The organism is Microcoleus sp. Pol8_D6 (genome assembly GCF_036700965.1).
Taxonomy (GTDB): Bacteria; Cyanobacteriota; Cyanobacteriia; order Cyanobacteriales; family Microcoleaceae; genus Microcoleus.
In genome coordinates, this window is the sequence record NZ_JAUBPW010000061.1 from 1 (window position 1) to 17652 (window position 17652).

At 45.0% G+C, this 17652-nt stretch carries 19 protein-coding genes; 14 read left to right on the top strand and 5 right to left on the bottom strand.

What is annotated here, in order from left to right:
• The first annotated feature begins 249 nt into the window (after nt 1–249).
• Together QUA10_RS21670 and QUA10_RS21675 are read left to right on the top strand one after the other, a co-directional pair.
• Nucleotides 250–1350 (top strand): glycosyl transferase, encoded by a 1101-nt coding sequence (locus QUA10_RS21670; protein ID WP_333083977.1) that lies wholly within the window; start codon nt 250–252, stop codon nt 1348–1350.
• A 96-nt stretch (nt 1351–1446) separates the two neighbouring features.
• Nucleotides 1447–1863: a secondary thiamine-phosphate synthase enzyme YjbQ gene (locus QUA10_RS21675; RefSeq protein WP_333062634.1), complete on the top strand. Its 417-nt coding sequence runs from the start codon at nt 1447–1449 to the stop codon at nt 1861–1863.
• Here the strand turns inward: QUA10_RS21675 and QUA10_RS21680 are convergent.
• On the bottom strand, nt 1850–2365 hold the full coding sequence (locus QUA10_RS21680; protein ID WP_333083975.1) for a heme-binding protein: 516 nt from the start codon (nt 2363–2365) through the stop codon (nt 1850–1852). The two genes, QUA10_RS21675 and QUA10_RS21680, sit on opposite strands and share 14 nt — an antisense overlap.
• A gap of 418 nt (nt 2366–2783) precedes the next feature.
• On the opposite strand from QUA10_RS21680, the gene QUA10_RS21685 reads away from it, so the two are divergent.
• Both QUA10_RS21685 and QUA10_RS21690 read left to right on the top strand, forming a co-directional pair.
• Nucleotides 2784–3989 carry an EAL domain-containing response regulator gene (locus QUA10_RS21685; RefSeq protein WP_333083974.1) on the top strand — a complete coding sequence of 402 codons (1206 nt, stop codon included), beginning with the start codon at nt 2784–2786 and terminating at the stop codon, nt 3987–3989.
• Between the two features lie 56 nt (nt 3990–4045).
• On the top strand, nt 4046–4891 hold the full coding sequence (locus tag QUA10_RS21690) for a prohibitin family protein (RefSeq protein ID WP_333083973.1): 846 nt from the start codon (nt 4046–4048) through the stop codon (nt 4889–4891).
• Between the two features lie 137 nt (nt 4892–5028).
• Here QUA10_RS21690 and QUA10_RS21695 read toward each other — a convergent pair whose 3' ends face one another.
• Nucleotides 5029–5943, bottom strand: coding sequence for a LysR family transcriptional regulator (locus QUA10_RS21695; protein ID WP_333083972.1), 915 nt, complete (start codon nt 5941–5943; stop codon nt 5029–5031).
• Nucleotides 5944–6334: 391 nt separating this feature from the next.
• On the opposite strand from QUA10_RS21695, the gene QUA10_RS21700 reads away from it, so the two are divergent.
• The 9 genes from QUA10_RS21700 to QUA10_RS21740 all read left to right on the top strand — a co-directional run bounded on the left by QUA10_RS21700 (nt 6335) and on the right by QUA10_RS21740 (nt 13704).
• On the top strand, nt 6335–7837 hold the full coding sequence (locus QUA10_RS21700; protein WP_333083971.1) for an APC family permease: 1503 nt from the start codon (nt 6335–6337) through the stop codon (nt 7835–7837).
• A gap of 214 nt (nt 7838–8051) precedes the next feature.
• Nucleotides 8052–8780, top strand: a complete 729-nt coding sequence (locus QUA10_RS21705) for a cadmium resistance transporter (RefSeq protein WP_333083970.1) — start codon at nt 8052–8054, stop codon at nt 8778–8780.
• Nucleotides 8777–9439 (top strand): cadmium resistance transporter, encoded by a 663-nt coding sequence (locus QUA10_RS21710; RefSeq protein ID WP_333083969.1) that lies wholly within the window; start codon nt 8777–8779, stop codon nt 9437–9439. The genes QUA10_RS21705 and QUA10_RS21710 overlap by 4 nt, the downstream gene beginning before the upstream one ends.
• Before the next feature lie 540 nt (nt 9440–9979).
• Nucleotides 9980–10645: a hypothetical protein gene (locus QUA10_RS21715; RefSeq protein WP_333083968.1), complete on the top strand. Its 666-nt coding sequence runs from the start codon at nt 9980–9982 to the stop codon at nt 10643–10645.
• A 146-nt stretch (nt 10646–10791) separates the two neighbouring features.
• A complete protein-coding gene (locus QUA10_RS21720; protein WP_333083967.1) occupies nt 10792–11214 on the top strand; it encodes a YidH family protein in 423 nt (140 codons plus the stop codon).
• A gap of 15 nt (nt 11215–11229) precedes the next feature.
• Nucleotides 11230–11676 (top strand): DUF202 domain-containing protein, encoded by a 447-nt coding sequence (locus tag QUA10_RS21725; RefSeq protein WP_333083966.1) that lies wholly within the window; start codon nt 11230–11232, stop codon nt 11674–11676.
• A gap of 19 nt (nt 11677–11695) precedes the next feature.
• A complete protein-coding gene (locus QUA10_RS21730; protein ID WP_333083965.1) occupies nt 11696–11932 on the top strand; it encodes a hypothetical protein in 237 nt (78 codons plus the stop codon).
• 172 nt (nt 11933–12104) lie between these two features.
• Nucleotides 12105–12608, top strand: a complete 504-nt coding sequence (locus tag QUA10_RS21735; protein ID WP_333083964.1) for a hypothetical protein — start codon at nt 12105–12107, stop codon at nt 12606–12608.
• A 301-nt stretch (nt 12609–12909) separates the two neighbouring features.
• On the top strand, nt 12910–13704 hold the full coding sequence (locus QUA10_RS21740) for a sulfite exporter TauE/SafE family protein (RefSeq protein ID WP_333083963.1): 795 nt from the start codon (nt 12910–12912) through the stop codon (nt 13702–13704).
• A 73-nt stretch (nt 13705–13777) separates the two neighbouring features.
• On the opposite strand, the gene cysK is transcribed toward QUA10_RS21740, so the two are convergent.
• Complete coding sequence (cysK, locus tag QUA10_RS21745) at nt 13778–14758, bottom strand: cysteine synthase A (RefSeq protein WP_333083962.1); 981 nt, start codon at nt 14756–14758, stop codon at nt 13778–13780.
• A gap of 18 nt (nt 14759–14776) precedes the next feature.
• Nucleotides 14777–15214, bottom strand: coding sequence for an Rrf2 family transcriptional regulator (locus QUA10_RS21750; protein ID WP_333083961.1), 438 nt, complete (start codon nt 15212–15214; stop codon nt 14777–14779).
• Nucleotides 15215–15324: 110 nt separating this feature from the next.
• Here QUA10_RS21750 and QUA10_RS21755 point away from each other — a divergent pair, with 110 nt between their 5' ends.
• On the top strand, nt 15325–15558 hold the full coding sequence (locus QUA10_RS21755; RefSeq protein WP_333083960.1) for a hypothetical protein: 234 nt from the start codon (nt 15325–15327) through the stop codon (nt 15556–15558).
• A gap of 763 nt (nt 15559–16321) precedes the next feature.
• Here the strand turns inward: QUA10_RS21755 and QUA10_RS21760 are convergent.
• Nucleotides 16322–17632: a YeeE/YedE family protein gene (locus QUA10_RS21760; RefSeq protein WP_333083959.1), complete on the bottom strand. Its 1311-nt coding sequence runs from the start codon at nt 17630–17632 to the stop codon at nt 16322–16324.
• Nucleotides 17633–17652 lie beyond the last annotated feature (20 nt).

Genomic DNA, 17652 nt, shown 5'->3' on the forward strand with positions numbered 1-17652 from the left:
ATTTTTGACCCCACCCCAACCCTCCCCTTATCAAGGGGAGGGAGTAAGAAATTCACAAATGATTTAGGATGGCTATACAAGTTAAATACACAACCGCTTAGTCATTAGTCATTAGTTATTAATTGTGTAATTGTTGGTGGTGCGTCGCTTGAAGCTTGGCATTGTTGCCTTCCAGTCTCTACCGCAATTCCCGATCCCCGATGCTCAATTCCCAATTCCCAATTCCTAATTCCCAATTCCCAATTATCAATGTCTCGACCAACATTATATATTGCCATCACGAATCACGGATTCGGCCACGCTGTCCGAGTTGCGTCCGTAGCTGCAAAAGTTCAAGAATTAAATCCAGATATCTTACTAATTATTACAACAACAGCACCTCGCTGGCTGCTAGAATGTTATATTGGTGGCGACTTTATCCACCGTCCCCGCGCTTTTGATGTGGGTGTCGTGCAAGCTGACAGTTTGAATATGGATAAAGACGCAACGCTGGAAAAATTACGGGAAATTCGGAAAAAGCAAAATTCCCTAATTGCGAGCGAAGTTAATTTTATCAATCAAAATCGGGTGGGTTTGGTGCTGGCAGACATTCCTCCTTTGGCAACGCGGATGGCGGCCTCGGCTGGGGTTCCTTGCTGGATGATGAGCAATTTTGGGTGGGATTTTATCTATCGCGATTGGGGCGGGGAATTTCTAGAAATGGCAGATTGGATTGGTGAATGTTTCGGAATGTGCGATCGGCTTTTTCGTCTTCCTTTGCACGAACCGATGGCAGCTTTCCCCAATATTCAAGATGTGGGCTTGACTGGCGGCAATCCTCGCTACAGTAACGACCAGGTTCGGGAAGTATTCGGCATCGAAACACCGCTGGAAAAAACTGTATTGTTGACTTTCGGCGGATTGGGTTTAGAAGAAATTCCTTATCAAAATTTACAGCTATTTAGCGACTGGCAATTTATTACTTTTGATGCGGGAGCTCCCGATTTGCCGAATTTGATTTATGTCAAAAATCAGGAGTTTGCACAATCTTTCCCGATTTTACCGCGTCCGGTTGATATTATGCCTGTCTGCGGGCGCTTAGTTTCTAAACCGGGATACAGCACTTTTGCGGAAGCTTTGCGCTTGGAAATACCTATTGTTTCTATAATGAGAGAAGGTTTTGCAGAAGCTGCGGTGTTGCTGGAAGGGATTCAAAATTATGCGGAACATCAAATCTTGACGGCGACGGAGTTTTTTGAGGGGGATTGGGAGTTTTTGCGACAACCGCTGCATCCGCCCTGTTTGTCGGATAAATTGGATAAAAATGGTACGGAGGCGATCGCCCAAGCTGTTGTAGACTATTTTTCATAAGTGCGATTAGAAATCGATCTTACACAAACAAAGTCTACCTCCGCCGACAGAAGGCTTTTGCATCAGTCTCATCCAAAATCTAAAAGCTAAAATCGAATGAATCACTATCAACAGATACTCAAGATTCAAACTACAGGGAAATCTCTGTGCAAAATCACTCCTAAGATAGAAGATGTGGTGGCGAATTCAGGTATTAAAACGGGACTTTGTAGTTTATTTTTGCGCCATACTTCTGCTAGTTTGGTGATTCAAGAAAATGCTGACCCGGATGTACTTAAGGATTTGGCTAACTTTTTGGCTAAACTGGTACCGGAGGGCGATCGCTACATTCACGATGCGGAAGGCCCAGATGATATGCCAGCCCACATTCGCACTGCGCTGACTCACACTTCCGAACAAATCCCGATCGATCGCGGCAGGTTGCTGTTAGGAACTTGGCAGGGAATTTACCTGTGGGAACACCGCCAGCGGGGTCACATTCGCGAATTAGTTGTTCACGTCAGCGGCACTTGATCGGAATTTGTACCTCGCTGATTTTAGTTGCTTCCGGCGTCATCGGGGAATTGTAAAAAAAGCGGCGCGGCGGCCCGACTATTTCGTATTCGGGATGTTCTTGAAGCCAATCTTTGAGTTTCTGGAGGTTGTTTTCGTAGCTTTCCCAAGTGTAGGCCCCGCGCACGCCGATGCTGACAACTGTCATCGGAGAAGTATCTGTGACTTCTACAGCGGAGTTAACGCTGCTGGGGGCGATATTTGGTTCGGGATAGAGGAACGAAACTTCTGCTTGGGGAACTGCATCGATTTGCCCGGAAGTTTCGGTGTAGCGCGCTTCTACTGGCGTTGTCATCGCAATTTGGTTGTTGCTGATGTGTTGAAATAAGGGATTGAAGGCGATGCCAGTTGCTTGTCGCAAATCGCCCGCGTGGGTGTAGGTGACAGCGCGGTAGTGAGGATATTGCTTAACTTCTATGACCCCAATCTGTGCGGGTTCAGGGAATCCAGTAGGTAATACCATTTGAGATTTAAAAGTTGAGATTTTACATTGAAGAATGGGGAAGACTGACTCCGCAAGGGTTTGGAACTTGCTTGCAGTTGCATTATTTTTGGCAACTGGTATAAATAGGCTGAGATTGTTTGCAGACAATCGTTCAGGTGGCACAATTAGTTTAGCAGTTATTTAAGGCGCTGCTAACTATCGATCGCCTAGAATTAGTTGAGAGATTATTAATTAACCTCGTAATAATACGGACGGCACTGACTAAACAGAGAAACATTAATCTAGTTGTGCTTGAAAAATTAGTTTTTCAGGCGTTTGCTATTTGTATCGGAAAATATTCGGCTGTTGGGCCGATCGAGCTGTGCGTTCTCAGTTATTGCCACGCTGATCGCGTTCAGTAACGCCTATCAATTATGTCGCTTTCAGGGAATGACGTATGAAAAAGATTCTAGTGATTGAGGACGAGCAAGTAATTCGGGAGAATATTCTCAAACTCCTCAAAGCTGAAGGTTTCGACGTGACGGGTGCAGAAAATGGAGCAAAAGGTTTATATGCGGCGGTATCAAATCTTCCCGATGTGATTATTTGCGACGTGATGATGCCAGAACTTGACGGGTATGGGGTGCTGATGGCCTTGCGATCTAATCCTGTTACTGCTACAGTACCTTTTGTTTTTCTCACCGGTAAAGCCGATCGCTCTGAAATGCGGCAAGGTATGGAATTGGGAGCAGATGATTACTTGACTAAACCTTTTAGTAAAGCTGAACTTGTGGGCGCGATATCGAGCCGCTTGAAAAAACAAGAAGCTGTCGCCGAACAGTACAATAGTTTACGCTCGCCAAGCAGCGAATTTAACCAAGATGCCACCGACAAATTAGAGCAGATAAAAACAAGTTTGCGCGACGCACTGGAACGAGAAGAATTCCAAGTTTACTATCAGCCGCAAGTCAATGTCCAGACAGGTAAAATTATGAGCGCAGAAGCTTTAGTGCGCTGGCTACATCCAGAAAAAGGGCTGATTTCACCCGCCGAATTTATTCCCCATGCCGAAGAAACTGGCTTCATTGTAGAGTTAGGCGAGTGGGTTTTGCAGACAGCTTGCAAGCAAATGCAAGTGTGGCAAAATGCTGGTTTTTCGGGGCTGCGGGTAGCGGTGAACCTGTCGCCGCGCCAATTTCACCAACCGGATCTCAGCAGCAGAGTTGCCCAAATTTTAGCAGAAACTGGTTTGCAAGCGAGCAGTTTGGAATTAGAGCTGACAGAAAGTTTGATGGTAGAAGATGCCGAAAGTGCGATCTCCACTTTGCAACACTTGAAAAATTTGGGAGTTTGTATATCTCTTGACGATTTCGGAACGGGGTATTCTTCTTTAAGCTATCTGACGCAATACCCCTTCGATACTTTAAAAATAGACCGCTGTTTTATCAGCAATATCACCGATGGTTGCACCAATGCAGCGATTGTGAAAGCTATTATTGAAATGGCGCACAGTCTCTGTCTTGAGGTAATTGCCGAAGGAGTTGAAACAGAAGCAGAAAAAGATTTTCTCTGGCGCTATAAGTGCGATATAATGCAAGGATATTTGTTCAGTCCTCCTTTGGCGGCAGCGGATTTTGAACAGTTGTTGGTGGCAGGAAAATAAAATATTTATTAAGTCAATATTTGTCCTATAATTAAGTGCGATCGTCGGGGTGGCTTATGGTGGGAGAATCTAGCAGTAACGTTGACTCACTCAAATCAAGCAATAAAAAAAATAAAGATTTTTACCGAGCTGTTCAACTAGCTCTCGTGATAGTTTTTTTAGCTATTTTGTCCAGATTTTTTGTCATTGTCAACGCTGGAGAACGGGGCGTGCTGATGCAGTTTGGCAAAGTGCAAGAACAGGTACTCGAAGAAGGAATTCACGTAATATTTCCCACAGTTTATACTGTAAAAAAGTTGACTGTTAGGGTACAAAAACAGGAAATTTCCGCTGAAGCTTCCTCAAAAGATTTGCAAGATGTTTTCACGGATGTAGCGCTCAATTGGCATATTATACCAGCAGAAGCAAATGCTATTTTTCAACAAATAGGTGACGAAAGAGAAGTTATTGATCGCATTATCGATCCGGCAGTTGAAGAAGTATTAAAAGCAGTTATGGCAAAATACACGGCGGAAGAAATTATTACTAAACGGGGAGAAGTTAAAGCCGCAGTTGATGATTCTTTGACCTTGAGGCTGGTTACATATCACATTGCCGTTGACGATGTTTCTTTAGTACACGTTCACTTTTCTGAGCGGTTTAGCGAGGCAGTGGAGGCGAAACAAATTGCCGAACAGGAGGCAAAAAGAGGGGAGTTTTTAGCGCTGAAAGCAGCAAAACAGGCGGACGCTAAGGTGAATTTAGCCAAGGGAGAAGCCGAAGTGCAAAGGTTGCTGCGGGACAATTTGACTCCGGAACTTTTGGAAAGGCAGGCTATAGAAAAATGGGATGGGAAATTGCCGCTGATTATTGGTGATGGGGGTAAAAATTTATTGGACTTAAGGAAATTGGTTGAGAGATAATTATAATCCTAGATGCAGGGGTTGCCAGAAACCGGGTTTCTTTACGAAAATACAGGGAGTTTAGCTTTTTATGTGGGTAAAAAACCCGCTTTCTTGAGTATTCGTGCGGCAGTCCTGAATTACCAATTACCAGCACCTTAAGTTAATATCTGTTCAAAAGCTTTAGTAATTCTAGTTTGAAAACGCTGTCGGTGCTTCAGTTTTAAAACAGGTTTAATTATTTCCATACCTACATTAGAACTTGGTTGGCTATCTATAATTTTAATCGATCGCAGTGTAGATAGCTGCAATTCTTTTTTTACCATCAATTCAGGAATAGCCGCTGCACCTGTGCCGCTTTCCACCACGGCTTTTACCATTTCGCTGCTATTCAAAACTAAAGTTACATTTAATTCATTTGGATTAATGCCCCAACTTTGCAAAGCTTGTTCCAACATTTGCTGAACTCCAGAACCAGCTTCTCGCATCACCCAATCCGTTTTCGCAATTTCCCCTAAACTCACATATGTTCGTTCAAACCAAGGGTGAGATTTGCCAACTACAATCAGCAAGCGTTCGCTGCCTACAACTTCTTCTTCCAGAGTGATTTTAAGCGAAGCTTTGATGTCTCCCGTCACTAAACCCAAATCAAATGTTCCTGTGGCCGTCCCCGCACAAATTTCTTCGGCATTTGCCAAAGTACAATTCACGCAAATACCAGGATATTTCTGTTTAAACTTGCTAATTTTATCAGGCAACCAATAATTGCCAATTGTCAGACTACAACCCAAGTTTAATTCGCCTCGCTGCAAGTCATTCAACTCCCGCAAACCTCTCTCAGTCAAAGCAACTTGGTCGAGAATTTTCTGAGTTTCAACTTGCAGCAACTTCCCAGCATCTGTGATTTCGATGCGGCGGCCGATGCGGTGAAATAGTTTTACTCCGTATTGCGCCTCTAAGCTTTGGATTGCCGCGCTGACAGCGGGTTGCGTGATGTAAAGTTCTTCCGCTGCGCGGCTGAAGTGCAGGTGTTCCGCGACAGCTAGAAAAACTCGCAGTTGATCAAGCGTCATTCCGGCCATGCTGAGTACCCTTTTACTAAATACAGTTATTTTTTGACATTAAAATCTCTGGCGGCTAAACTTTGACCTGAACTTTTCGATCGAGTCTCTGGTACAGGCTGGAATTCCCCAAAAAGCACGGTTGTCAGCCGCTATTTAAATTTTCCTTTTAACATCAAGGGTTTGGGCTGGTGGCGACAGATAGGTCTCGTCTTCCAACAGTTCTTTTGCCACGGCACTGCATCACTTGTATTTATTAATTCGATAAAAAAGACCATTTGATTCTACCTGTCAAGAGCCTTAAGGTGATACTTAAGCTTTTAACGCAGAGCCCGACGCTGAAGCAGCACCGACAAGTTTAAGCCGATCGCCAAAAGTCGATCGACAAAAAGAGAGAAGATAAATGACCAAGAAAACGCCAAAAAATCACAGTACCCACGGCTTAAAGCCGGACTGCCTATCCTTCGGGGAGGTTTTAGCTCAATCCTTTGCCGTCATTGCACCTACAACTATACCCGCATCTAATATAGGTTTAATCGTCGCTCTTTCGGGTAACGGGGCTTGGCTGAGTTTTGCGATCGGCTTGATCGGCCTAGTATTTGTCAGCATCAATATCAACCAATTTGCCAGCAGATCGGCTTCTGCCGGTTCTCTTTATTCTTATATTGTTAAAGGACTAGGCCCGACGGCCGGCGTAATTTGCGGCTGGAGTTTGGTACTGGCTTATCTATTTACTGCGATGGCCGTTTTGTGTGGTTTTGCCAACTTTACGGGTACTTTCATCGGTCATTTAGGCATCCATCCGTCACCGATTACGCTGTTATCGATTGGGGCCGGGGTTGCTTGGTATGCAGGTTATAAAGATATCCAACTCTCAGCTATGGCGATGCTGTGGCTGGAGGGAGCATCAGTGGCGGCGATCGCACTTTTAGGAATGATCATCTGGGCGCACAAAGGTTTTGCCCTGGATATGTCCCAACTGACTTTGGAAGGCGTAACTCCGGGGAACATAGCGACGGGACTTGTCTTAGTAATGTTTGGTTTCTCTGGCTTTGAAAGTGCGACATCTCTGGGCGACGAAGCGAAAAAACCCTTAAAAAATATCCCCAGGGCTGTCATGGGCAGTGCTGTGATGGCAGGCTTATTCTTCATTTTGATGACCTATATTGAGGTTTTGGGTTTTAGCGGTACTGGAGTTTCTATTACTCATACTGAAGAACCTCTGAGTTTTCTCGCGCAACAAGTGGGCATGGGTTGGCTGGGAGAGTTAGTGGCTTTCGGCGCTTTATTTAGCTTTTTTGCTTGCGTACTCGGCAGCATCAATCCAGCGGCGAGAGTGTTTTTTATGATGGCGAGGCACGGTTTGTTTCACTCTTCATTAGGTGTAGCCCATTCGTCTAATAAAACTCCCCACGTTGCAGTAACGATGTGTACATTTCTGACATTTTTAGTGCCTGCTGTGATGTCTATGTTTAACATCAAACTGTTCGATTGTATGGGTTATTTGGGGGCAATTTGCAGCTACGGATTTTTAACCGTGTACGTCTTAATTTCGATCGCCGCCCCGGTGTACCTGCACAAAATTGGTAAATTGCGTGTGCGAGATGTGCTGTTCTCCGTGGTGGCGATCGCATTTATGATGATTCCGATTGCGGGCAGCGTGGGCATTCCCGGCAGCACTATGTTCCCACCTCCAGAAGCTCCTTACGATGCGTTTCCTTACTTGTTCTTGATGTACTTGGTGGTTACTTGCGGATGGTTTTTCTGGCAGCGCCTGCGTTCTCCTGAACTCGCGGGCTCGATGCAGCAGGGTATTGACGCAATTCATGCCAAGTTCGAGGAAGAAAATGCAATTTACGGCGGTGTTCGATTGAAAGCCGTCCCCTTTGACAGTGAGCGTTTTTGATTAGCAGTTACCCGTTCGCTGTTCGGAGAAAGAGTTTTTAAGCAACTGGGTTTTTACTGAGATATTGCAGAATTGTCAATCAGCATTTCAAGGGCAGTGCTCAGCTCAATAGCTCGCAATAAAATTTAATTTTTGTGGAACGAGCCGGAGAGCCCGTTCCGAAGATACGATCCCAGCAAGTACAACGAAATAAAAAATCTGAGGAGACACAGAAATGAATGAATTACTAACAGCATTTTCTACGGCAATAACAGCTTTTACTGCTACGAATCTAGACGATATTCTGATTCTGCTGCTGTTTTTCTCGCAGGTAAATGCAGTATTTCGGCGCAGGCATATCGTCTTCGGTCAGTTTCTGGGCTTTACTGCACTGGTTTTGGTTAGCCTTCCCGGCTTTTTTGGCAGCTTAATATTTCCGCCAGATTGGATCGGAATGCTGGGTTTGCTGCCAATTGCGATCGGGCTTAGCCGCTTGCTGAATCCAGAAACCGACGATTCCGAAGTTGAGGCAGAAGTAGAGCAATCTGAGAAATCTTTTTTTAGAAGTTTTTTGTCTCCTCAAACTTACAGCGTAGCAGCGGTGACGGTGGCAAATGGGGGCGACAATATCGGGATATATATGCCGCTTTTTGCTAGCAATACTCTAGAAGGTTTGGCGGTGGTTCTCACTGTATTCTTCGGGATGGTGGGCGTTTGGTGCTACGCTGCTTATCGGTTAATTCAGATGCGGGCGATTGCGGATAATTTGACTCGCTACGGCAATCAGCTTGTGCCTTTTGTTTTGATTGGATTGGGAATGGCGATTCTGGTCAAAAGTGGCACTCTGGCTAGTCCAACTTTAAGTATAATATCTTTAGTTGGTTGCTGTTTCTGCTTGATAACTATGAGCAGAAGTAATGCCAGCGAACCTGAAGTTGAGAAAAGTTTAAGGGACAGCACATGAATTGGATTGCAGCAGCGATTATTGCCGGGATGACATCTTTTGCCGCAACCAATATCGACGATATGGTGATTTCGATGCTGTTCTTCGCCCAGGTAAATGATACTTTCCGCCCCCGGCATATCTTTTTCGGTAAGTACCTCGGATTTGCAGCACTCATCGCTGCTAGTTTGCCCGGTTTTTTTGGCGGCTTAATTGTTCCGAAAGCTTGGATTGGCTTGCTGGGTTTGGTTCCGATCGCGATCGGCCTCAGTCACTTAGTCAAGAGAGAAAATGAGGAAAATGACGTACAAGCCGTATCGGGCGAATTTAACCGTCAATCTAACTCATCTGTGCTATCAAAACTAGCAAATCTTTTCAATCCCCAAACTTTGAATGTGGCTGCGGTAACAGTGGCGAACGGGGGAGACAACATCGGCATTTATTTGCCACTGTTTGCTAGCAGCAATTTGCCGAGCTTGATGGTGATTTTGGCGGTTTTCTCGGTGATGGTAGGTGTTTGGTCTTATGCCGCTTACTGGTTAACTCGTCACAGGGCGATCGCCCCTCTTTTGACTCGCTATACCAAGGCTGTTGTCCCTTTTGTATTGATTGGCTTGGGAATATTCATTCTGATTGAAAGCGGTACTTATCGCCTGCTCCCGGCATTTCAATTTAACTAAAAATTAGCTTCGGTTCCGCTACTTACATCCCTCTCTAGGTAGATAACTTTTCCGAGGTTTATAATTTACAACTCATCAGTTTTACCTTACCAATTGTTTTCTTAAAATGGTGTCTAAATTACTTGCCATAGATCACAAAATATGCTAAGTTAATAATGAACTAATTAACCGAGCTAAAAGCAGCTTCAAACTAATTTAGCCTCGAATTTTTACGAAAGTTCAAGCCATTTTGTGAGCTAGCAAGTTGCCAGACTTAGGCAAGAATATACCTGTCATTTCACTAAATCCTGTAGTGGTGAATCCAACTCAGCTAAAAACTTGAGGAGGAATCCTTAAAATATCGCCCGAACACTTTGCCACTACCCCACACCGATCGACTTTGACAATAGGTATAATCCTAAAAAACCCGAATTTTCGATTCTGCAAAATTTGGTTTCTCAGGCCAACCAGTTAAAGAGAGTTCGTTTTTGCCTAAGTCTTAAGATAGCAAGCAAACAGAAAGTTGAAAAAAACCTGACAATCTAGAAAAGGACAAAAATTGTGAAAATCTTCAAATTTGTTTTAGTGCTCTTAGTAATGACCGCCAATTTAGTATTCGTTCCCCCCTCCTGGGCCGACGCTCCAAAAACGCCGAAATATGCGAGCAATCCCGACTACATAGAGGTGACTCAAGCTCTAAACACTCTCAGGACAGCGAAAGATGCACCCGATACCGCCCAGACTTATACCCCTGAGCAACTTCAGCAAAAAATCGCTCAATTGGAGTTTCAAAAATACACTTTAGAAACGGGAAAACCTTGGGGTCAGTGCCGCAACGAGACAGGAAAAACCCTGGCTGTCTACGGCCCGAAAGGCAAAAAAGCTGCTTCTTCTACTTACGAGAATGCCCTTTATTTTCTAGCTGACGGCCAAACAACTGAACATAAATGGGATTGCGATGGAATTTATCTACCCAGCGATATCAAAGCAACCGATTTAAGAACTACCGATCAACCTTCAGAAGAATTGACGGGCGGTATAGCTGTTAAGATAGTTGACGGAACTCAAGTTGTAGCCAGAGCTAATCCCGATACGGGGGCTGTAGAATTCAACGTTCCTACTGCTAAGGTTTTCCAGCCTGGGGATGCGAATTGGTTTGTTCCTGATGTGACTCAGGCTTACATAGATACGCAAGTTCCCAACGCACCAACTGAGGAAAATGATTAGTTTTGATGAAGTTGTAATGCGATCGGCTGTGTAAAGCCTGTTCCAACGCAACAACCCGCCGGGGATAGATCCCCGGCGGATAATCGTCCCAGCGGAAATATATCAGTTTACCTTCATATTTGGAGTTAATCTTAAAAGGCTAATCTATGCTATTAAATTGGAAATCCACGAAAGTAAATACAGAAAAGATTAGGCGACCAAATCCGTCGCGGGTGCGGGATCACTTGGCAAACGAGCGCACTTATTTAGCATGGATGCGGACAGCAATATCGCTGATGGGTTTTGGCGTAGTTATCGTCCGTCTTCGCACCTTCCATGCCCCTCTGCTGCCAACTCCCGGCAATGGTTGGAAGTTGGGTTTGCTTTTTTCAGCAGTGGGTTTGCTGACGGTGTTATTCTCAACTAAGCACTACTTCGGCGTCCGCCACGATATCGATTACGATACTTATGAACCTACGGATCGCTGGGTAATTCTTTTCAGTCTGGCGATCGCCATTTTAGGCGCTGGGGTAATTTATTATATGTTCACCGTTCCTTCTAGCTTAGAAGGTTTGATGGCACCTGAATAATGGTGGCCGTTTAATATGAATATTAAAGAGTTCGATCGCGTGCAATTATCGTTCCAACCGATGCAAGTAGATGATGAGAAACCAAAGCAGCCCAATCTGTCGCGGGTGATCGATCGATCGGCAAATGAGCGCACCTTCTTAGCATGGATGCGGGCCGCAATCGCCCTCATGGCTTTTGGCGTCGTCATCATCCGACTTCGCGTCGTGCAAATGCCCGTACATTACCGTCAGGCGATGGGGTGGAAGTTGGGTTTAATCTTCTCTCTAATAGGTTGGGTGACAGTCTTAATCTCAACTAAGCACTACTTCACCGTTCGCCACCAAATTGACCACGATACCTACAATCCCCCAGACGCCATGGTTTTATTTTTCAGTTCCGCTGTGGGCTTATTGGGAATTGGAGTAATTTATTCAATTTTGGCAACCGCCCTGAGCCCAAGTAGTTTTGTAATACCCGATTGATTGTCAACAGGAGTTAATCATGAATAGCGATATAGTTGCCACGAGTGCTTCCATTCTCATCTTAGGTGCTGCTATTTGGGCCGCATTCGTAGTGCTGGAGACGGTCGCGAAAATAGTCCCTAAATTGCTAGGCGTGACAGTCGCGATCGGGCTTTTGCTCGTTTACCTGCAATTTTACTGGGGTATCGATGTTGCATATCTTTGGCAAACTGTCAAGCATTTGCCTGAAGCTTTCAATTTCTCGATCGCAGCCTAAACTCACACCAGGCAGTATTCTCAACAACCCCTCCCGGATAGATATTTTTCTACCAAAAACAAAGTATATTCAGCCGATCGCCAACAAAATACGGTAAGTCGATTGACTTACTAGACATAACTCAGCTTTGCTGTTAAACTACGGTAAGTCGATCGAGTAATGAGCTATTAAAGTGGAAAACGCTAAAAAAGTCATTGAAGAGTACCAGCTTGCCGGACAACTCACCCAACAGTTGCCAGCAGCTAAGGGCTTGAAGGAAGTCTGGTTTAAAAAAATCCGAGGCGGGTTGCTTCTGGCAATTGGATATTTGCTATCACCGCTGTGTTGGTGGAACGACATATTTTTCAATCTGCCAATTGCCTACGCCTTTGGGTATATCTTTAGTTGGCTTTCCCCAGATTTACTGTTTCCTTGCACAATTGTCGGCTACTGGCTTTCCAATATTGCGGGAATTCTGTTGATGCAGCTAGGAACTTTAGATGTTTTGGCCGACAAACCCAAGGAAAAAAACCTCAAAAAAGAGTTATTGACGGGTTTAGTTTCCTCAACAGTCTTCACTATTGTCATTGTGGCATTGATTCATTTTAATGTTCTCGATACTCCTGATTTATTTGCCGGCAAGCAGTCGGTTAACCTCAGCTCTACTTTACCTATGACGATCGTTACTTCCAGGTAGAAAGTAGAATCTAAACCCTCAATAAATCTAGAATTTTCAATCAGTTACACAGGTAGATTTAAGAAAATCAGGGAGCTTTTACACTACATTTTTTGTAGCTTTATTTATTTGCATTTACTTACGATTGCCAAGAATTTTGTATCTAAACGCGCGTAAAAGTCAAGCGTTAAAAAGCAAAATTTATAGCGGTAAATATTGAAATGCGAGTGATCTTTTGCCTGTGTAGCTGTGTTGCAGGAGCCACCCAAGTTATCTATTTGTTGGTTTCCAGCGCTTAAATACACAGTTTTTGGGCATAACCGTGAACTACTTATTACTATCCTTTCTCAGCTTTTTTGTGGGCATTATCGTTGGTTTGACCGGAGTTGGGGGAGCCTCACTCATCACCCCAATGTTAATTTTTGTTTTCCAAATTCCAGCATCAATTGCTATTAGTTCTGATGTCGTAGCTGCCACATTAATGAAAGTTGTTGGCGGCTTCAAACACTGGCAGCAAAAAACCCTCGACTTGCAAGTAGTTAAGTGGCTGGCTGTGGGCAGCGTGCCGGGTTCGCTGACTGGCGTGTGGATTTTACACTGCATCAAATCCAGCGTAAATCAGGACTTAGACAGCATATTGCTGCGGTTTCTGGGAGTAGCGATCGCCCTAATTGTCGCTTTATCGTTGACCCAATTAGTGGTCAAAACATTTTTCCCTAATTTTAAATTACCTTCGCCCCCTGAATGGGACTTAAATACTAATTATGGTCGTTTTTGTACTGTGGGTGCAGCAGCAATTTTAGGCTGCATAGTGGGAATCACTAGCGTTTCTTCCGGTTCGATGTTTGCACTGCTGCTGATTGCTTTTTTCCGCCTGGATACTTCTAAATTGGTGGGTACAGATATTTCGCAGGCGGCAATTTTGTTGATGTTTACATCTCTGGGACACCTCAGCCTCGGAACAGTAGACTGGAGTTTAGTATTGCCAATTTGGTTGGGTTCGGTGCCGGGAGTTTTAGTAGGAGCTAAATTCTGCCAGATTATGCCTCAACGCCCGCTAAAGTTTGTGATTTACGGAATGTTGGCAATGGCGAGTTGGAAGTTGTATCAAGTCTGAAAATTAGGGGTAGTGCCAAGAATACCTACCCCTAATTTGCAAGGGCAACCACGGGGATTGCCCCTACTACGTATTAATAATTGCTGACTAATGCTTCGAGTTCGCGGACTGAAGGCAATTCTAAATCTTTGAACAAGACTGTGCTGAGGTAGCGTTCGCCATAAGAAGGCTGCACAAAAACTATCAGTTTTCCAGCATTTTCGGGACGCTGGCCGACTTGAATTGCAGCACACAAAGCGGCGCCGGCAGAGATTCCTGACAACAATCCTTCTTCTCTGGCAAGTCGGCGACTGTAGGCGATCGCATCTGCGTCGCTAACTGCGATAACCTCATCAATTAACTCTGGTTTCAAGACTTCTGGGATGAATCCTGCGCCAATCCCTTGAATTTTGTGAGCACCAGATTTACCTCCAGAAAGCACGGGGCTGGTGGCGGGTTCAACTGCGATCGTCCTAAAACTCGACTTTCGCTGTTTAATTACCTCAGCAACTCCAGTAATCGTACCGCCGGTGCCAACTCCAGCAACTAAAAAATCTACTTTACCTTCTGTATCTTCCCAAATTTCCTCGGCCGTGGTTTCCCGGTGAATTTTCGGATTAGCGGGGTTGCGAAACTGTTGCAGCATGAAAGCGTCGGGGGTTTCTTCTACAATTTCTTCCGCACGGGCGATCGCGCTTAACATCCCTTCATGTCCGGGAGTTAATTCTAACTGAGCTCCGTAAGCTTTCAGCATTGATCGGCGCTCTAAACTCATCGTATCCGGCATTGTTAAAATCAGACTGTACCCTTTCGCCGCCGCGATCATTGCCAAAGCAATTCCAGTATTTCCTGAAGTCGGTTCAACTAAAATAGTTTTCCCCGGTTGAATTAACCCTGCATCTTCTGCAGCCTGAATCATGCTCGCTGCAATCCGATCTTTCACCGAAGCAGCCGGATTCATCCCTTCCAATTTGGCCACAATTTGAGCAACTACTCCTTCGGCTTGGGGAATTTTGTTGAGCTGAACTAAAGGAGTTCTGCCAATTATTCCTGTAACATCCTTAGCAATTTTCATGGCTTAATTTTTCTCCAATTAAATGTAGTACATGGGATGTGCTTGTTTGCGAACATCCCGCTGTTCGCACAAATCTTGTAATGTGTATTTGCCCAAAACAGCCCAAGATGCCTGTTGAGCTTCCTGCCAGATTTCTAGCACCGCAGTTTTTTCTATTGTTACAGATTCCGAAACTTTTTGGATCTTGCCGCTCCCTTCGCCTTCGAGACTCGAAAACACCTCTAGCAAAGTAATCTGCCAAGGCTCTTTCGCCAGCAAATAACCGCCTTTAGCACCCCGCAGACTCTGGACAATACTTGCACGCCGCAACACGGCCAGAATTTGGTCTAAATAGCGTTCCGGTATCTCTTGAGAAGCAGTAAGTTCGTTCACTGTTAGGGGCGAATCATTCGGGTGGTGACTCGCCAATTCCAAGAGCGCTAACAGGGCGTATTCTACTCTAGAAGATAGTTCCACATTCCCCACTGGCGATCGAGTTTAAATTGTACATTATATAATAGTACACAATTCCGGTAGATCTACAGGTGTTAGTATATTTTTATTACAAAAACGGTTGGAGAAATCCCGTGAGCAACGTAAATGTAGGTTTAAGCTGTCGGCACTGTCGGTATTACGAGCAGCACGGGCACAGGGGCGGAAACTGCCTGATGCTCGGCGTGGGGGTACAGGGTGGGTGGAAAGCTTGCCCATTCTTGGTTCCACCCTTTGCACCGTCTTGGGAACACCCCGAAGCGGGTAGAGCCCGAAAGTCTCAAATTTTGCAGGGAGCGAGTATTTTACAGGCAATACCGCCCCCTTAAAGTAACTACTAAGTAGGTAGGCGGATATATGCTGTGTCATAGTTAAGTTTATCCAGACTCACCTACTTAACCGCAGTCAACAGGTGCGAGATCTCGCATCTGTTGGCAGTGAGAAGAAAGAAATCAACACAAACAAAAAAGCAAGGGCAAAAATCGCACTTGCTTTTGAACTTATTGACGAGTCGATGAGAAAATTTAATAAACGCACATTCGATACAAATTATCTGTTGCCCAGACCATTCTGAATTTGAGCGAAGATTGCACCGTCACCTTTGAACAGGGACGATTTTAACAGAGCGGCTGATTTAAGAGAAAATACTGGCAAACCAGTTTTTTTCTTAAATGGCTGCAAGACACTATCTGCGAGATGATGATTCCGCATAGATGCTTCTTAGTTCCTCTGGTTTTTCTCAGATCGATTGATCGCATAATTAAGTTTAATGCGCTTGATATAGGGCAAATGCAGCCTGATGAGATTTGCCCGGATAATCTATAAGATTTCGCTGATGTGGCAATTCTTATTAATGGCAACAGTGGCAAGATTGAGAGACTGTTTTGCTAGCAGTTTGGCGATCAATCTTTGAGTGCGATCGCCACCTCTCTCTACTTAATCTAATACATTACACTGTTAAATACTAAATGTTTATAGGAAAATCGTAGTTAATTTTTTAAGGCGCGCTTGGCGGGAAAACGCGACATCTGTAGGGACAAAGGCTTTGCCTTTGTCACTACCCGCAGGTCGATCGCCTATTCATGTTGGAAATTAATTCTCAAGTCGCAAGAGCGATCGCAATTTAATTCCCGCAACGCTGCCCAACAAAGCAGTCGCAATCCACAGCCAACCGTGCAAACTGGTAGAAGCAATACCGCTAAAAAAAGCGCCGACATTGCAGCCAAAAGCCAGCAACGCTCCGTAACCCATCAGGAAACCGCCGCTCAAAACCGCTGTAACTTTGGGTAACGACAGGTTTGTTTTGACGGTGAATTTGCCAGCCAAAGCCGCCGCTAAAACTGCTCCCAAAACAATGCCAAAATTCATCACGGAAGTAACATCAGCAAAAATGCCTTTTTGCAAGGATTCCAACTTGTCGGGAGTATTCCAAAACGGGTTAGTTGCGGGATTCCAGCCGAAAGCACTAGCAAGTTCTGCGGCCCACAAAGTAAACCCCCAAGTCACTCCCCAAGGCCTGCCGTCAATTAACAGTTTTACCCAGTTGAGAAAGGCAAGGGCAAAGGCTCCGGCAGCGAGAGACCAAGGCCCGTAAAGCCATTGATTCTTGATGTGAGATTGAGGAGTTTTAATGATAAAATCTGCTGTTAAGGGTTGCTTGCCATTGGTGCGATTCCACTGCCAGAGGGCGATCGCAATTAACAGAAATACGCTTAGCTGCAAGATGACTGCGGGCATCCATCCCAAAGTTTTTCCTAAAGATATCGGTGGTAGCGAGGGCAAATGCCACAAATGTCTGGTCAAACTTCCTGCAAATGAACCGATGCAAAAAGTCAGCAGCGTTAACAGCATTGACGTGCTGCCGCCACCAATTGTCCAAAGCGTGCCGCAAGCGCAGCCGCTGCCCAATTGCATTCCAATTCCGAATAGAAAAGCGCCGATCGCATTTTGCCAGCCCACAGGCGCAACAACTCCGGCTATTTTGTGTCCGAATGCCTCTCCTGATGCAAGTACGGGAGCAAAAAGTACAGTAGCAATTCCTAACATCAACAAGTGCGCTAAAACACCTGTAATATCGCGATCAGCAAATAATTTGCGGTAAGCAGAAGCAAAGCCAAAACTTGCATGATACAAACTCGCGCCCAGCAAGCCTCCAATCAGAAATAAAACGCTCTGCCGCCAGCCGTAGGCGCTCAAACCGGCCGCACCAGCAGCAAATAGCGTCAGTATCAGAGCTAAAATCGGACGCTGCGATCGGGGCTGCGAAGTTTTTGTCAGCGGTGAAAGAGCAATTTCTGCGGTGTTATTCACAATAAAATACTTGACTCCAAAAACAACTGTAAAGCGAGGCAGAGCCTCCATTTTAGCGCTAAGTTTTTCGCGGCGAAGTCTCCGATTTTTCATCGGGTTGTTCGCTAGGAGTG

Coding starts and splice junctions, on each gene's coding strand:
- QUA10_RS21670 (WP_333083977.1), top strand. CDS start 250: ATGTCTCGACCAACATTATATATTGCCATCACGAATCACGGATTCGGC.
- QUA10_RS21675 (WP_333062634.1), top strand. CDS start 1,447: ATGAATCACTATCAACAGATACTCAAGATTCAAACTACAGGGAAATCT.
- QUA10_RS21680 (WP_333083975.1), bottom strand. CDS start 2,365: ATGGTATTACCTACTGGATTCCCTGAACCCGCACAGATTGGGGTCATA.
- QUA10_RS21685 (WP_333083974.1), top strand. CDS start 2,784: ATGAAAAAGATTCTAGTGATTGAGGACGAGCAAGTAATTCGGGAGAAT.
- QUA10_RS21690 (WP_333083973.1), top strand. CDS start 4,046: ATGGTGGGAGAATCTAGCAGTAACGTTGACTCACTCAAATCAAGCAAT.
- QUA10_RS21695 (WP_333083972.1), bottom strand. CDS start 5,943: ATGACGCTTGATCAACTGCGAGTTTTTCTAGCTGTCGCGGAACACCTG.
- QUA10_RS21700 (WP_333083971.1), top strand. CDS start 6,335: ATGACCAAGAAAACGCCAAAAAATCACAGTACCCACGGCTTAAAGCCG.
- QUA10_RS21705 (WP_333083970.1), top strand. CDS start 8,052: ATGAATGAATTACTAACAGCATTTTCTACGGCAATAACAGCTTTTACT.
- QUA10_RS21710 (WP_333083969.1), top strand. CDS start 8,777: ATGAATTGGATTGCAGCAGCGATTATTGCCGGGATGACATCTTTTGCC.
- QUA10_RS21720 (WP_333083967.1), top strand. CDS start 10,792: ATGCTATTAAATTGGAAATCCACGAAAGTAAATACAGAAAAGATTAGG.
- QUA10_RS21725 (WP_333083966.1), top strand. CDS start 11,230: ATGAATATTAAAGAGTTCGATCGCGTGCAATTATCGTTCCAACCGATG.
- QUA10_RS21730 (WP_333083965.1), top strand. CDS start 11,696: ATGAATAGCGATATAGTTGCCACGAGTGCTTCCATTCTCATCTTAGGT.
- cysK (WP_333083962.1), bottom strand. CDS start 14,758: ATGAAAATTGCTAAGGATGTTACAGGAATAATTGGCAGAACTCCTTTA.
- QUA10_RS21760 (WP_333083959.1), bottom strand. CDS start 17,632: ATGAAAAATCGGAGACTTCGCCGCGAAAAACTTAGCGCTAAAATGGAG.